The sequence below is a fragment of the Chryseobacterium sp. SIMBA_028 genome, from assembly GCF_046535285.1.
In the GTDB taxonomy this organism is placed as follows: Bacteria; Bacteroidota; Bacteroidia; order Flavobacteriales; family Weeksellaceae; genus Chryseobacterium.
The window spans coordinates 190,029-204,773 of sequence record NZ_JAWRWZ010000009.1 but is presented as its reverse complement, the minus strand read 5'-3'; the positions used below and the strand labels follow the sequence as shown (position 1 = coordinate 204,773).

The following is a 14,745-nucleotide window of genomic DNA, read 5'->3' as shown; positions in this document are numbered from 1 at the left end:
TTTTTTATTGAAGCCCTAAAGGGGTGTTGGTTGATACTCCTGAGAAAGAAGCGGCAGCAGAAACAGAACCAGTAAATGTTCCCCAATCCTTTACCAGAGATTTTTCAAATACATTCAAGGTAAGAGTCCATGTCCCATTTTGTTCAGAAGCGGTACCAGCTCCTTTAAAACTTAAATTAATTGCATGATAATTTTTTCCACCTTTCGCTACTTTAGTTACTTCCGTAGAATAAGCCCCGTAGGATTTGGGATTTGTAGAGGTATTCGCAGCTGATACAGCACCATTAAAAACAGCTCCTGTAATGGCTACAACATATTTATCAGCATCCAATCCTGTATTCAGGTTAATAACTTCGTCCTGTTTCACATTTTTCAAAATAACTCTATACATATTTACAGGAGCAACATTACGAAGGGTAATATCAAGAAGCTTAACTTTCCCTACCGGCGAAGTATCTTTGGAACGTGTAAGGAGTAAATAATTTCCTTTTGCGGTCGCATTTTCAGTATCTATTAAATAAGATTCAACCAATGTTTCACCTTCTACATCCAGGGTACCTTTTGGATTTGGAGTATTGATTCCAACCTGCGCATTCATGCCTAAAGAAGCAGCTGCAACAAAAAATAATGCGGTAATTTTCTTCATTATTGTACTTTTTATTGAATTAAAGGTGCTGATGCTGCACCCGTTGTAGAAGATTTAAGATCTTGTGTTGAATTAACTTCTCTGGCGTATGACCTGTCATATACCAGTAGATTAAGTGTCCACTCTCCGGTAGGCAAGGATGAAGCAGGGGAAAACCCCTCATAGTCGGCTTTCAACTTCCAGGTTCCACCTGATGAATAGGCAAATATCTGAGGGACTGGCGTCAACCAATCTGCAGTATTGGTTCTTATAGGCTGAGTAAATCCAAAAGAGGAAATTACAACCAGAAACTTTTGAGAATTGATTTTGGTATCAAATTGATTTACCCAGTCCTTATCTGAAGGATCACAGGTAATTTTAAACTGGATAATATTAATCGGTGCCGGAGAATTAGGTACAAAAGTATCATTATAAGCTGTAATTTTATTTTCCGGAGCCGGAGACTTAATGATAAATGTATAATTTTCATCAGCACCAAGCTTTTCCATTGGCTTTTTGAAAACCATTCCAGATGTCTTCATAGTACCATTTACAGTCAGTTCCTTTTCCGGTCTTGCAGTATTAATACCAACCTGAGCGTTTATAAATCCTACTGACCCTATTAAAAGGATCACCGAAGTAATTTTTGTCATTATAGGGATGTGCTTATTTTTAACCTTTTCAACCCAACTATGCTCTATTTCATTTATGATTTAAAAATAAAACACAAAATAACTCTGTACATCTGCTAAACAGTGTACAAAATGAAAAACAAAAAGTTTTATGGGGTGTTGCACGTTAGTTTACAATAAACATGCCATCAAAGATGAAATAATAACCAGAGAAGTCTATAAATACAGGAAAATACAGGTCTTATCCCATAGAGGTGATTATTACATTTAAGCTAAACACTGTGTAGGAGAATGATACGAAAGATCAATTATTATATTTTCAATAAAAAAATATATAAAAAATTACAAAAAATAAAATAATAAGAGTAAATAAGAGCTTTATTTTTCGACATTCATATTTTTTTTAAGAAAAAAACACTACTATGGGGTGTCACTTAGTCTACCAGAAATTTGCATCCGATAAACCTTTCAACAGCATAGAAATAATCTTATTAACAATAGATGAGCCTGTAACAGGTCATAGTGATTACATTGTGAAAAAGAGAAGTGAATGCACAAGAAAAAGAACTTAGTAAAAGGAATAACTATAAAATAAAAAAGACCGCTTAAATAGCAGTCTTTTTATATTTTATATAAGTAAATTATTATACTTTTTCTACTTGCATGTAGCTTAGTTCCATTGGAGTTTTTCTACCGAAGATCAATACAGAAACTTCAATTTTCTTTTTGTCTTCAAGAATTTTCTCAACGGTACCATTGAATCCGTTGAAAGGACCATCGATCACTTTTACGTTTTCACCTACCACATATGGAATCTCAACGTCGCTTGCGAATTCTGAAAGTTCATCCATTCTACCAAGCATTCTGTTCACTTCTGATTTTCTCATTGGAACAGGATCACCACCTTTTGTTAAGCTTAAGAAAGAAATAACTCCAGGGATGTTTTTGATAACGTGAGGAATCTCCCCCATCAAGTCAGCTTCAATCATTAAGTATCCAGGATAGTAAGGTCTTTCTTTAGGAACTTTTTTACCGTTTCTAATTTGGATAACCTTTTCCATAGGAATAACCACTTGAGTAACGTACTGTTCAAACCCTAAACGTTTGATTTCTGTCTCAATATAGTTTTTCACTTTATTTTCCTGTCCGCTGATAGCTTTCAGCACATACCATTTCAATTCGCTCATTATGGGAAAATACTTTTAATTAATTGAACAAGTTGATTAGCATTCCGATGATGTTGCTGATTGCTTTTGAAAACAATTCATCAACTCCAAAGGTAAATAGTGCCAGAATAACTGTCGCAATAGTCACTACAATTGTAGAAGACTGAAGGTCAGCCCATTTTGGCCATTCAACTTTATGCCTGAATTCGTTATAAGAACCTTTTAAAAAATCGATAAATGAACTCATAATTTATATTTGCACGGGCACAAGGATTCGAACCCTGATCAACGGTTTTGGAGACCGGTATCCTACCATTGGACGATGCCCGTAATTAAAAAAGCTTCCGATAGTTTCCTTTCGGAAGCTTTTTTTTTATTTTAAGATGATTAGTCTAAGATTTCAGTAACCTGACCTGAACCAACTGTTCTACCTCCTTCTCTGATCGCAAATCTAAGACCTACGTTAAGAGCGATTGGCTGTAACAATTCTACAGTGATCTCTAAGTTATCTCCTGGCATTACCATTTCAACACCTTCTGGTAAGAAGATTTCACCTGTAACGTCAGTAGTTCTTACGTAGAACTGAGGACGGTATTTGTTGTGGAATGGAGTGTGACGTCCACCTTCTTCTTTAGAAAGGATATAAACAGAAGCCTTGAATTTTTTGTGTGGCTTAACTGAATCTTTCTTAGCGATAACCATACCTCTCTTGATGTCAGTTTTTTCAATACCTCTCAACAATAGACCTACGTTATCTCCAGCTTCACCTCTATCTAGGATCTTTCTGAACATCTCAACTCCTGTAATAGTAGAAGTTAATTTTTCATCACCCATACCAACGATATCAACTGGATCACCAGTATTGATAACACCAGCCTCGATTCTACCAGTTGCTACAGTACCTCTACCTGTAATAGAGAATACGTCTTCAATTGGCATCAAGAATGGCTTCTCAGTATCTCTTGGTGGTTGCTCGATCCAAGTATCAACAGCATCCATCAATTCTTCAACGCTCTTGAACCACTTATCTTCTGTGTTAGCAGGAGATGCAGTAGCTGCAGTAAGAGCTCCTAATGCAGAACCTTGAATCACTGGAGAGTTATCTCCGTCAAATTCGTAAGTAGATAATAAGTCTCTAAGCTCCATTTCAACAAGCTCTAATAACTCTGGATCATCTACCATGTCAACTTTGTTCATGAAAACAACGATTCTTGGTACGTTTACCTGACGGCAAAGTAGGATATGTTCTCTAGTCTGAGGCATTGGACCGTCAGTTGCAGCACATACTACGATAGCTCCATCCATTTGAGCAGCACCAGTTACCATGTTCTTAACATAGTCGGCGTGACCTGGACAGTCAACGTGAGCATAGTGTCTTTTTTCAGTTTCGTATTCAATGTGAGCAGTATTGATAGTAATACCTCTTTCTTTTTCTTCTGGAGCAGAGTCAATTGCAGAGAAGTCTTTTTTCTCAGCAAGACCTTTGCTAGCTAATACAGCAGAAATAGCAGCTGTAAGAGTAGTTTTACCATGGTCAACGTGACCAATAGTACCAATGTTCAAGTGTGGTTTGTTACGATTAAACGTTTCCTTTGCCATGATTTAAAATTATTTATTTATTGTTTTTCAAATTTTCGGTGTGCAAATATAATGATTTTTTAAATACCAAAATCTTTTTATTGGAAAAAAATTCAATATTTGCATCCAATGAAATACAATCCTTATATTTCAATGTATTGAGACTGCAAATTTACACATTTTTCTGAATTGAAAAAAACTTTCTAAAACCTTTTATGAAAAAGCCTGAAATACAGAATATTCCAGGCTCAATTAATATATAAAATGAAAGATAAATCAGCTATGACGCAGTTTTTTGGTTCTGTTGAAGATCCAGAAAATAATTGGAAAAATAAGCAGTGTAAGTACCGTTGCTGTAATAAGCCCCCCAATAATTACAATGGCCAGGGGTTTTTGTGATTCCGAACCAATTCCTGTAGACAAAGCTGCAGGCATTAAACCAATAGAAGCCATAAGAGCCGTCATGATTACCGGTCTTGTTCTGGATTTCACACCATTTAAGATAGCGGTGTCTATATCCATTCCATCTTTAACGTTCTGATGAAATTCTGTGATCAATATCACTCCATTTTGTATACAGATTCCCAGTAAGGCAATCATCCCTACTCCGGCAGAGATTCCAAAATTGATTCCGGTAACATGCAGCGCAATAATTCCCCCTATCAATGCAAAAGGGACATTAGCTAAAACAAGAAGGGAGTCTTTCATGTTTCCAAACAGGATAAACAACAGGAAGAAAATCATCAGAATACTTACCGGAACTACCTGTGCCAATCTATGTGATGCACGCTGCTGGTTTTCAAACTGCCCTGTCCAACCAACGGAATATCCGTCCGGAAGATCAATAGTGGCTACCTTTTTCTGTGCATCTGCAATGGTACTTCCTAAATCTCGGTCACGAATGGAGAACTTCACCCCAATGTATCTTTTAATGTTATCCCTGTAAATGAATGCGGCTCCGTTATCTTTAACGATAGTACTTATTTCTTTTAAGGGGATTTTTGCTCCGTCCTGTGTAGGAACCATCAAAGCTGCGATATCATTCTCATTGGTTCTGTATTGCTGAGAATAACGAAGACGGATCGGGAACTTTCTTTCTCCATCAAACATTTCGGAAGCCGTTTTCCCTCCAAAAGCCATCTCCAGTACAGCTTGTGCATCAGCAGGCATTACTCCGTAGGCTGCCATTTTATCTCGGTCTAAGACAACACTTACTTCCGGCTGACCAATATTTTTTATGATACCGGGATCTTTTACTCCCTCTACATCTTTAATTTTAACTAAGATTTCCTGAGCCAGTTTATCCAGCGTTTCCAGATTATCTCCATAAATTTTAATCCCGTTCTCAGCCTTAAAACCGGCTACAGCTTCTGCTACATTATCCGAAATCGGCTGGGAATAGTTGAATGTGATTCCCTGATAACTCCTAAGCTTTTTATCAATTTCATTAATAAGTTCATCATAGGTAATCTTTCGCTTCCATTCTTCTCTTGGTTTAAGGTTTACCGCAAACTGTACAAATCCGAATCCATTCGGGTCTGTTCCATCATTACTTCTCCCTGTCTGAGCCAGAACATCTGTGACTTCGGAAAAGCTCATAATATCCTTTTTTAAAAGGTCCGCTGTTTTTAAGGATTCTTTTAATGAAGAACTCATCGGCATTTCTGCAGTAATCCAAAGTGATCCTTCATTGAGTTGGGGTAGGAATTCTGTTCCAAGGAATTTTCCGGAAAATAAAGTCAATGCAAGGAACGAGATGGCAACAATCATACTTATTTTTTTATGCTTATATGTGGTATTGAAGCCTTTTAGCACGATGCTATCCCAAAAATTAACAAATGGATTGTTTTTTTCCCTTACATTTTTATTTAAAAGAATATGAGAAAGTACCGGAACAAGGGTTAATGTAAATATCAAAGCCCCCATCAATGCAAACCCTAAAGTAAAAGCCAATGGTGAAAACATTTTCCCCTCCACTTTCTGGAATGAGAAAATAGGAATCAGGGAAGTAATGATGATGAGCTTCGAAAAGAATATTGCTTTTCCCAAACCTGTTCCTGTCTGCTTGATCCAACCACCCTTTGCCAATTTATTGAATTTCTCCATTCCATATTTGCGAGCCTTGTGGTCGAGCATTACAAAGAGCCCCTCCACCATGACGACGGCCCCATCTATGATGATTCCAAAATCTACCGCTCCTAATGAAAGTAGATTAGCACTCATCCCTGCCAATTTTAAACATAAAAAGGCAAATAATAAGGATAGCGGAATGATGATGGAAACAATTAATGTCGTTCTCCAGTCTGCCATGAAGATCAAAACGATTACTGTTACCAATACAATTCCTTCAATCAGATTATGCATTACGGTGTGGGTGGTAAAGTCCATCAGGTTATCCCTGTCATAGAAAGTCACCATTTTTACATCTTTTGGAAGAATTTTTTCATTCAGTTCCTTAATTTTAGCTTTCACTCCGATCAAAACTTCTCTTGGGTTCTCACCTTTTCTCATCACTACAATTCCTTCCACGGTATCATCATGATTATTCAAGGCTGCCTGCCCTACTCTAGGCATAGAGCTTTCATGAACTTCAGCAACATTCTTTACTAAAACAGGGTTTCCGCTGTCATTCTGAATGGTAATATTTCCGATATCAGTAATAGATTTCACCAAACCAATTCCTCTTACCACATAGGCCTGTCCATTTTTTTCAATCACATCTCCTCCTACGTTCAGATTACTTTTGGTAACCGCATCATATACCTTAAGGGGTGTCAGATTATATTTATCCAATGCTCTTGGATCAATGCTTAGCTCGAAGACCTTGTCCTGTCCTCCGAAAACATTAATGTCCGCAACTCCGGGTACCCCTCTTAGGGCACGGTCTATCACCCAGTTTTGCAGGGTAAGTAATTTGCGGGAATCCTTTGTTTTACTTTCCAGCGTGTATCGGAAAATTTCCCCGGTTGGCCCGTAGGGTGGTTGTACTTCAGGATCTACTTCATCAGGAAGGCTAATGGTTCTTAATTGGTTATTGACCTGATTTCTGGCAAAAGTATCATCCACCCCATCATCAAATAGAATTTTAGCAATGGAAAGCCCAAACATTGTGGTACTTCTCACACTTGTTTTCTTCTGAACCGGGCTCATTGCCAATTCAATAGGTGTAGTGACAAAACGTTCTACTTCTTCTGCACTACGCCCATTCCATTGGGTAATGATTACAATCTGGGTATTGGTAACATCCGGAAATGCTTCAATGGGCATGTTCTTGAAGCTTATAAAACCTGCAATCGCTAAAATAGCAACCCAAATAAAGGTAAATGCTTTATTTTTTAAGGAGAAAGCGATTATATTTTTTATGAATTTGTTCATGATAGATAATTGATGACCTAAAAAAGCCGTTGAAAGATTTGTTTTAAATCACTACTGTTTTCAGCTGTTCAAAGAACGATATATCAGCAGTTGATTATTGGTAATTACCTCTTCTCCTTCTTTAAGGCCGTCTGCAATGTAAGTGACATCACCCACCTGCTTTGATACTTTAATTTCTCGAACTTTCACGTCTGTTCTTGATTTAAAGACCACAACAAAGCTTTTATTATCATCAAAGATCACCGCCCTAGAAGGAACGGTCAGCATTGTATTACTTTCAAGACTAGAAACTTTAATGGTTGCTTTACTATCCGGAATCAGCAAGCCGTTGGCATTATCTAGTACCACTCTTGCCTGCATAGCATTAGTTTGTGGATCGATGATTTTAAATATTTTATCAATTTTACCATCAAAAAACTTATCCGGATAAGAAAGTGTGGAAACCTGAGCTTTCATTCCTAGGCTGATTTTATCAATATCTGACTCATTGACGTTCATGATGGCCCATACATTAGTTGTATTGGCTACATCAAAAATATTCTCGCTTCGGTCACTTCTTAGCTGCATATCCTTATTGATATTTTTCTGAACAATATATCCATTGATTGGTGCTACTACACTGTATATATTTCCTGTTTTAACATTATAAACCGTACTTACCGCCGTGGCTCTCTGTAGCTGATCTTCCGCTTTCTGCAACTGGCTTTTTGCTTCCAGTACATCTCTTTCCGTATTCAGTTTTCCCTCGTACATCTCTTTGGCAACACGAAGATTGTTCTTAGCAACTACCATATCAGTTTTTGCATCGCTTACATCCTTTTGAATTTCTGCAAGCTCTGTACTTCTAATGGTTGCCAGCACTTGTCCTTTCTTTACATAGTCTCCAAGTTCCACATTTACGCTCATCACATTTCCTCCTACCAGTGGGTAAACATCTATATAGCTGTTTTTGTCTGCAGAAATTTTCCCATAAAAGCTGTATTCATCTTCTACGTTCTTTTTTTCAACCTTTGCCAGGGAAATGGAACTTAGCATGGTATTACTAAGCTCAAATCCTTTTTGAGCCTGATTTTTTTTCTCTCCCTCTTTTTTTGAGCAGGCTATCAATGATAAAATCATTAATACCGGAATAATATAAGTTTTCATTGTTTTAATAGAAGATTTTCGTTTGTACTAGTTGATTAAGTTGTTCTGCAGACTGCATGATCTCGTTTTTCATATCATAGATCTGAAGGGCTGTCTCACGATAACTATCCATAAAGTCTGTAAATTCAATAAGGTTGACATTTCCTTTCCTAAAATTGGTCATCATCCCATTGTATACCAGATCCATATTTTGCAGATCTGTGGTTTTAATATCCACTAATTGATCATATTGTGCTTTCCAGGTTTTATAGGCAGACTGCACTTTGGTTTCAAGTGTCAATTTTTGAAAGTCTGCATTTTTTTGATTCTGCTGAATTGCATAATTCGCCTTTTCCACATTTCCCTGGTTTACCCTCCATAAAGGAAGAGGAATCCCCAGCGTCAGATTAGCTTCATTATTAAAGGTTCCTCCCGCCTGATCCCACGCTGCTCCCACATTGAGATCCGGAACATTTAATGATTTCTGCCATTGGGCATACAGCTTACTATTGTCGATCAGTTTTAAATTATACCGATAATCTGCATTATTTTCCAATGCTTTGCTCTTCAACTCTTCTTCTTCACCAAAAGGCTGCGTTGCCAAAGCTTCCTTGGCTTCAGCCTCAGACATCAAGGGTTCTATATCTTCTGTAATTCCTGTAAGGACTTTCAAGTTTCGTTCAAACTCAAGAATATTTTTGTTAATTTCAAGCTTGTCATGATTCAGCTGGATTACAAGGCTCTGAAGTCTTACAGCATCTTTAAGGGACACATTTCCTTTCGCTGATTGTACACGGTAAGCACTTAACAGCTCATTCATATACCCTAGTTGCTTTTCTGTATTTTCAAGTTTTAATCTTTCGTAGTAAAGATTAAAGTACGTGGTACGTAGCTGAGCTCTTAAATCAACAAGAAGTTGTGAAAACTGAAGTTGCGACAATTCTTTATTAGATTTTGCAAAGGCAATTTCATTTTTCTTTTTACCCCCCATATAAATTAATTGGGTAATGCCTGCTCCCTTGGAATGACCAACATCAAAAAACTTCTTGTCCTGCGGGTTATAAGCATTGAACTGCCCGCTTAGCTGTGGAAGTTCCCAGATTTTGGCCTGCAGAATATCAGCATCTGCCATATGGATGTTGTATTGTTCGGCCAGCAGCTGGAGATTGTTCTTTTGAAAGGCTTCTTCGCAATCCAAAAGAGACATTTGCTGTTGTGCCGACATGAATGAGGAAACGGCCAGACACAGCACTGCAATTCTGTTCATTATTTTTATTTTTAAATTACAAAATTGCTTGGATACGATTAAAAGAAGCTTAAATGAGGATTAAAAAAATATTAAAATCACCTTAAACAGGCTATTTCCAAATAGGTTTAGTAAAATAAAAAGAAACATATTATTCTCTAACCTTTGAATTCTTTCCGAAGTTTAATCTATTGTTTAGCAAAAAATAAACCTGACTTTTGAGAACAGGAATAAAAAGAATTTATTTCTTGAAAATTATAGTGAATTTGTTCATGTATTCGGATGGAGAAGAATATATGATCTCAGCATCATGATATTCCAGAATTCTTTTGACAATTCTAAGTCCTAAACCAGAACCTGAAATATTTTGAGCATTATTTCCACGGGTAAAGGCTTCGAATAGTTTAGCCTGTTCTTCTTCAGAAATAGTATCACCATAAGAAATTACTTCAACCCTAAGGTTCTCATTGGTCTCCGTAATAAGGACCTTTACCTGTGTATTATCAGAATATACTGCTGCGTTTTTAAATAAATTGATAAAGACAATCACCAATAACGAATGAATCCCTCCAATGGTCAGAAAAGCATTTTCAGAGGTATCTTCAGTGATAAGAAAATCCAGTTTAAGATCTGGGTAACTTTTTTCTACACCATCAAAGGCTTCAAAAATAACTTCATCAATCCTCACTTCTTCATAAATACTCTGAATATTTTCCTTATCAAACTTTGTAAGCAGCAATAATGAATTCGTTAAGTCAGACAACTGGTAAACATCCCGCTGTATTTGCTGCAGGGAAGACAGCGTTTCGGAGGAATGATTTTCAAACTTAATCAGATTTTCAAGCTGAAAGGCCATTCTTGTAATTGGTGTTCTGATTTCATGTGATGCACTGGCTGTAAAGTCTTTTTGAGATTGAAATACATCATCAAGCCTTCCAATCATGGTATTAAATGATTTTGCCAAAACACTGATCTCATCACTGGAGTGCTGAACAGGAATCTGAGTGGTTAGTTTATGAGCTGTAACTTCTGAAATTTCCTTATTCAGGTCTTCCAGGGGTCTTAGAAATTTTTCAACGAAATAATAACTGAAAAAACCAATAAGAAGCGTGCTCATTACATAGGCTGTGATCAAAAGATATTTAAGATAGCTTAATTTCGACTTTCCATTGGTGTCAAGGGCACTTGTAAGGATATAATAATTTTCACCATTAATATTTCTAAGCGCTGCATAAATCTCCGGAACGGTTTTTTCTGTATAAATAATCTTCTTTTTATCAAGTTCTTTCAGCATGGCGCTATCCCAGGTAACATTACGGTCCTTAATAGTGCTATAGATAAGTTCTTTTTGTTCATTAAAGATTAAAATCTTCTCGTTCAAAAGGATATTATCTGAATTTTCATTGAAAAAAATAGGAGCCTCTTCTTCAAAATCCTTGGATTTTGAGATAAAATGAGTGGTAAACTCAAGTCGTTGTCTGAACCTTTCCTTAAATTCGTCTCTTCTAAAATCATTGAAAGATAAATAAATCACAGCCATCACCATTCCAAAGAGCAATGAAAAGGCGATACTGATCGTTAAGGCTATCTTTCTTTTTAAAGACATTTATTTACAATGGGCTTAGGTAATATCCGAAACCCGAGCGGGTGTGGATCAACTTTATTTTAAAATCCTTATCAATCTTCTTTCTTAGAAAATTGATGTAAACTTCTACAGTGTTCGTATTTGTATTGAAATTATGTTCCCAGACATGTTCTGTGATCTGTTGTTTGGAAACAGTTCTACCTTGTGCTTCTGCCAGATAAACCAATAACTGAAATTCTTTTAAGGTAAGGGTGATTTCGATTCCACTACGATAAATCTTCTGTTCCGTTTTGTTGATAATAAGATCATCCACTCTAAGAATGTCCTGATCCGAGGCATCTGACGGCATTTTTCTTCTTAGTAAAGAATTAATTCTTAAAAGAAGCTCTTCAAACTGAAATGGTTTTACTAAATAATCATCCGCAAGTCTGGTAAAGGCATCTTTTTTATCTGAAAGATCTCCATATGCTGAGATAATAATAATGGGAGTATTTTTATCAAAAGAACGAATGGTCTGGCAAACATCCAGTCCATTTATCTTGGGAACATTAATGTCTAGCAGATACAGATCATAGGTCTTGCTTTTGATCTGGCGAAGAAATGTTTCTCCATCGTAGATCTTATCACAGACAAAATTATTCGATTCTAAAAATCTGCAAAGTTCTGCAGAAAGAATGAGATCATCTTCTAATAAAAGAATATTCATCAAAATTTATTTTACACGAATTTAACGAAAATTTTTAGGATTATTCTTTTTATTGATATCAGGGAAAAAGTTTTAGATATACTATAGATAAAAGTAAAAGTGATACAGAGGATTTTATTTTGAATACAATGATATATTTATGGTCTCCTTATATCTTATTGCCCTTTATTATTACCAGATTAGTTTTAGATTTTGGGCAAAAAAAATTCCCGAAAGAAATTCGGGAGCTTCGAGAGCCAACTACGGGACTTGAACCCGTGACCTCTTCCTTACCAAGGAAGCACTCTACCGCTGAGCTAAGTCGGCATTAATTAAAAAAATCACACTGAATAGCGTGATTTTTATTGAGCGGAAGACGGGGGTCGAACCCGCGACATTCAGCTTGGAAGGCTGACGCTCTACCAACTGAGCTACTTCCGCAATTTTGTTTCCAAAATTATTGGTAAACGCTGTGCAAAACTAAGAAAATTAATTTAATCTTGCAAGTTTTTTTTCTAATATAAAATGTGGGGAGAGCAGGATTCGAACCTGCGAAGCCGAAGCAACTGAGTTACAGTCAGTCCCATTTAGCCACTCTGGAATCTCCCCAGATATTTTATATTAAAATGAGCCTCCAGAGGGATTCGAACCCACGACCCCGAGATTACAAATCACGTGCTCTGGCCAACTGAGCTATGGAGGCATTTTAATAATTGACTGAAAGTGATAGAGAAACTCTACTCTACACGTTTCAGTGTTAAAAAAAATCACTTTTAAAGTGTGATTTAATTGAGCGGAAGACGGGGGTCGAACCCGCGACATTCAGCTTGGAAGGCTGACGCTCTACCAACTGAGCTACTTCCGCAATTTTGTTTCCAAAACCATTGGTAAACGCTGTGCAAAACTAAGAAAACTAATTTAATCTTGCAAGTTTTTTTTAAAAAAAATAAAGTGGGGAGAGCAGGATTCGAACCTGCGAAGCCGAAGCAACTGAGTTACAGTCAGTCCCATTTAGCCACTCTGGAATCTCCCCAGATATTTTATATTTTATGAGCCTCCAGAGGGATTCGAACCCACGACCCCGAGATTACAAATCACGTGCTCTGGCCAACTGAGCTATGGAGGCAAATATAAAAAAGAATTCAAAAGATCGCTGTTCCTTTTTTGCGAGTGCAAATATAGAACGGATTTTTTGAATTCTCAAATATTTTATAAACTTTTTTTAACTTTTTTTTCTAAGCCATTTCTTTTTTCTTGATTAGTAGCTTTTTAGCTGTATCAACACAAAGGTCCAAACTTTCTTCAAAACTTGCAGAAGTCTTCTTTACTACGATATCATCTCCCGGAACGGCTAAAATAAGTTCAGCTGTTTTATTTGCTTTATCAGCATTGTTTTCTACTTTTAGAAACACTTTACACTCATGAATTTTATCATAGAATGTAGCTAATTTGCTTACTTTTTTGTCGATGTGTGATTCTAATGGTTCGTGTGGAGTTAAACCAATTGATTGTACTGAAATCTTCATAATTCTTCTTTTTTTGACGCTCGAGGGTGAGCCTGATTAAACACTTTTTTCAATTGTTCAATATTAGCATTCGTATAGACTTGAGTACTTGCAAGACTTGAATGCCCTAATATTTTTTTCACTTTGGAGATCTCCGCCCCATTATCCAAAACGTGAGTAGCAAAGCTATGACGAAGGATGTGAGGACTTTTTTTTTCTTTCGTTGTTATAAGACTAAGGTACTTATTAACTACCACATAAACAAATTTTTCGCTGAGTTTTTTCCCTTTCTTATTGACAAAAAAATATGATTCATATTCTGTCTGAGGATTTCTTATTTCCTTATAACTTTTAAGAAGCTTAGACAGATCTTCGGAAATAGGAATTACCCTTTCTTTATTCCCTTTTCCGACTACTTTTAATTCATATTCATTTAGATCAACATGCTCAAATATCAGGCCACAAAGCTCAGCTTTCCTCATACCGGTTTGATAAAGAACTTCCATAATACATTTTTCCAGCAGATCCTGTACCTGTTCGAATACCCGGTCATTCAGATCAGCCATTTCCTCTTTAGACATAGGAATCTGCTTCTCTGCATAAAATTTCAGGGAAGAAATACCTTCTGTAGGAGAAACCTTAATTTCCCCTATCTTTAAAAGGAAAAGATAAAAACTTCGGAGTGATGATAGTTTTCTGTTGATGCTTCTTTTGGAAATATTGTTTTCACTTAGCTCAACAATGAAATTTCTGATGATTTTTTTGTCAGCCTTACTTATATCTTCAGAGGACTCTGTTCGGAGATAGAAATGAAAAAAGTCATCAAGATCTTTTTTATAGCTTGTAATGGTATGAGGTGAGTACCTCTTTTCGAATTGTAGATATTCTAAGAACTTATCCAGCATGGGTGTAAAAACAAAAATTCACTCCTCAAATATAAGAATTTAAGAAGTGAATTAATATATGGTTAAGAAAAAATCTTAAGCCTGCTCTTCCTTGCTAAGTGCTCTTTGTTTGTAAGCAGCTTTTAACTTAGATTGTCTCAAAGTTACAGAAGGCTTGATAAACGCTTGTCTAGATCTTAATTGACGAACAGTACCTGTTTTATCAAATTTTCTCTTGTATTTTTTTAAAGCTCTGTCGATGGATTCACCATCTTTTACTGGAATTATTAACATATTTTACATCTCATTTTGGATTGCAAAACTAGACCTTTTTTCTTA

General features: G+C 36.4%; 13 protein-coding genes and 8 tRNA genes. All 21 read right to left on the bottom strand.

Annotated features, from left to right (window positions below; all coding sequences use genetic code 11):
* Positions 1 to 4: 4 nt before the first annotated feature.
* The 21 genes from SCA31_RS13860 to rpsU all read right to left on the bottom strand — a co-directional run bounded on the left by SCA31_RS13860 (position 5) and on the right by rpsU (position 14,700).
* Entirely contained in the window at positions 5 to 646 is a 642-nt protein-coding gene (locus SCA31_RS13860) for a hypothetical protein (protein WP_410697566.1), read from the bottom strand.
* A gap of 11 nt (positions 647 to 657) precedes the next feature.
* Complete coding sequence (locus SCA31_RS13855; RefSeq protein ID WP_410697565.1) at positions 658 to 1,278, bottom strand: hypothetical protein; 621 nt, start codon at positions 1,276 to 1,278, stop codon at positions 658 to 660.
* Positions 1,279 to 1,901: 623 nt separating this feature from the next.
* The gene (gene nusG / locus SCA31_RS13850; protein WP_002976412.1) at positions 1,902 to 2,444 is read right to left on the bottom strand and encodes a transcription termination/antitermination protein NusG; all 543 of its coding nucleotides are present in this window, start codon (positions 2,442 to 2,444) and stop codon (positions 1,902 to 1,904) included.
* A 19-nt stretch (positions 2,445 to 2,463) separates the two neighbouring features.
* Positions 2,464 to 2,670 carry a preprotein translocase subunit SecE gene (gene secE / locus SCA31_RS13845; protein ID WP_039369543.1) on the bottom strand — a complete coding sequence of 69 codons (207 nt, stop codon included), beginning with the start codon at positions 2,668 to 2,670 and terminating at the stop codon, positions 2,464 to 2,466.
* A 12-nt stretch (positions 2,671 to 2,682) separates the two neighbouring features.
* Positions 2,683 to 2,753, bottom strand: a tRNA-Trp gene (locus tag SCA31_RS13840).
* Positions 2,754 to 2,810: 57 nt separating this feature from the next.
* A complete protein-coding gene (tuf, locus tag SCA31_RS13835; RefSeq protein ID WP_034687396.1) occupies positions 2,811 to 4,022 on the bottom strand; it encodes an elongation factor Tu in 1,212 nt (403 codons plus the stop codon).
* 255 nt (positions 4,023 to 4,277) lie between these two features.
* Positions 4,278 to 7,376 carry an efflux RND transporter permease subunit gene (locus SCA31_RS13830; protein ID WP_410697564.1) on the bottom strand — a complete coding sequence of 1,033 codons (3,099 nt, stop codon included), beginning with the start codon at positions 7,374 to 7,376 and terminating at the stop codon, positions 4,278 to 4,280.
* Positions 7,377 to 7,436: 60 nt separating this feature from the next.
* Positions 7,437 to 8,522 carry an efflux RND transporter periplasmic adaptor subunit gene (locus tag SCA31_RS13825; RefSeq protein WP_410697563.1) on the bottom strand — a complete coding sequence of 362 codons (1,086 nt, stop codon included), beginning with the start codon at positions 8,520 to 8,522 and terminating at the stop codon, positions 7,437 to 7,439.
* Between the two features lie 4 nt (positions 8,523 to 8,526).
* Entirely contained in the window at positions 8,527 to 9,768 is a 1,242-nt protein-coding gene (locus SCA31_RS13820) for a TolC family protein (RefSeq protein WP_410697562.1), read from the bottom strand.
* Positions 9,769 to 9,988: 220 nt separating this feature from the next.
* Positions 9,989 to 11,353: an ATP-binding protein gene (locus SCA31_RS13815; protein ID WP_410697561.1), complete on the bottom strand. Its 1,365-nt coding sequence runs from the start codon at positions 11,351 to 11,353 to the stop codon at positions 9,989 to 9,991.
* 4 nt (positions 11,354 to 11,357) lie between these two features.
* Positions 11,358 to 12,038, bottom strand: coding sequence for a response regulator transcription factor (locus SCA31_RS13810; protein WP_410697560.1), 681 nt, complete (start codon positions 12,036 to 12,038; stop codon positions 11,358 to 11,360).
* A gap of 234 nt (positions 12,039 to 12,272) precedes the next feature.
* Positions 12,273 to 12,344 (bottom strand) — tRNA-Thr (locus SCA31_RS13805).
* Positions 12,345 to 12,385: 41 nt separating this feature from the next.
* Positions 12,386 to 12,458, bottom strand: a tRNA-Gly gene (locus SCA31_RS13800).
* An 87-nt stretch (positions 12,459 to 12,545) separates the two neighbouring features.
* Positions 12,546 to 12,626 (bottom strand) — tRNA-Tyr (locus SCA31_RS13795).
* 20 nt (positions 12,627 to 12,646) lie between these two features.
* A tRNA-Thr gene (locus SCA31_RS13790) sits at positions 12,647 to 12,720 on the bottom strand.
* 89 nt (positions 12,721 to 12,809) lie between these two features.
* A tRNA-Gly gene (locus tag SCA31_RS13785) sits at positions 12,810 to 12,882 on the bottom strand.
* Between the two features lie 87 nt (positions 12,883 to 12,969).
* Positions 12,970 to 13,050 (bottom strand) — tRNA-Tyr (locus tag SCA31_RS13780).
* Between the two features lie 19 nt (positions 13,051 to 13,069).
* Positions 13,070 to 13,143, bottom strand: a tRNA-Thr gene (locus SCA31_RS13775).
* A 109-nt stretch (positions 13,144 to 13,252) separates the two neighbouring features.
* Entirely contained in the window at positions 13,253 to 13,543 is a 291-nt protein-coding gene (locus SCA31_RS13770) for an HPF/RaiA family ribosome-associated protein (protein ID WP_410697559.1), read from the bottom strand.
* A complete protein-coding gene (locus tag SCA31_RS13765; RefSeq protein ID WP_410697558.1) occupies positions 13,540 to 14,427 on the bottom strand; it encodes a tyrosine-type recombinase/integrase in 888 nt (295 codons plus the stop codon). Before SCA31_RS13765 ends, SCA31_RS13770 begins: the two co-directional genes overlap by 4 nt.
* Before the next feature lie 75 nt (positions 14,428 to 14,502).
* Complete coding sequence (rpsU, locus tag SCA31_RS13760) at positions 14,503 to 14,700, bottom strand: 30S ribosomal protein S21 (RefSeq protein WP_045501128.1); 198 nt, start codon at positions 14,698 to 14,700, stop codon at positions 14,503 to 14,505.
* Positions 14,701 to 14,745 lie beyond the last annotated feature (45 nt).

Excerpts from the sequence above, each read along its gene's own strand:
- rpsU (WP_045501128.1), bottom strand. The coding sequence starts at position 14,700 with ATGTTAATAATTCCAGTAAAAGATGGTGAATCCATCGACAGAGCTTTA.
- secE (WP_039369543.1), bottom strand. The coding sequence starts at position 2,670 with ATGAGTTCATTTATCGATTTTTTAAAAGGTTCTTATAACGAATTCAGG.
- SCA31_RS13825 (WP_410697563.1), bottom strand. The coding sequence starts at position 8,522 with ATGAAAACTTATATTATTCCGGTATTAATGATTTTATCATTGATAGCC.
- SCA31_RS13765 (WP_410697558.1), bottom strand. The coding sequence starts at position 14,427 with ATGCTGGATAAGTTCTTAGAATATCTACAATTCGAAAAGAGGTACTCA.
- SCA31_RS13855 (WP_410697565.1), bottom strand. The coding sequence starts at position 1,278 with ATGACAAAAATTACTTCGGTGATCCTTTTAATAGGGTCAGTAGGATTT.
- SCA31_RS13815 (WP_410697561.1), bottom strand. The coding sequence starts at position 11,353 with ATGTCTTTAAAAAGAAAGATAGCCTTAACGATCAGTATCGCCTTTTCA.
- SCA31_RS13860 (WP_410697566.1), bottom strand. The coding sequence starts at position 646 with ATGAAGAAAATTACCGCATTATTTTTTGTTGCAGCTGCTTCTTTAGGC.
- nusG (WP_002976412.1), bottom strand. The coding sequence starts at position 2,444 with ATGAGCGAATTGAAATGGTATGTGCTGAAAGCTATCAGCGGACAGGAA.
- SCA31_RS13830 (WP_410697564.1), bottom strand. The coding sequence starts at position 7,376 with ATGAACAAATTCATAAAAAATATAATCGCTTTCTCCTTAAAAAATAAA.
- SCA31_RS13770 (WP_410697559.1), bottom strand. The coding sequence starts at position 13,543 with ATGAAGATTTCAGTACAATCAATTGGTTTAACTCCACACGAACCATTA.
- tuf (WP_034687396.1), bottom strand. The coding sequence starts at position 4,022 with ATGGCAAAGGAAACGTTTAATCGTAACAAACCACACTTGAACATTGGT.
- SCA31_RS13810 (WP_410697560.1), bottom strand. The coding sequence starts at position 12,038 with ATGAATATTCTTTTATTAGAAGATGATCTCATTCTTTCTGCAGAACTT.
- SCA31_RS13820 (WP_410697562.1), bottom strand. The coding sequence starts at position 9,768 with ATGAACAGAATTGCAGTGCTGTGTCTGGCCGTTTCCTCATTCATGTCG.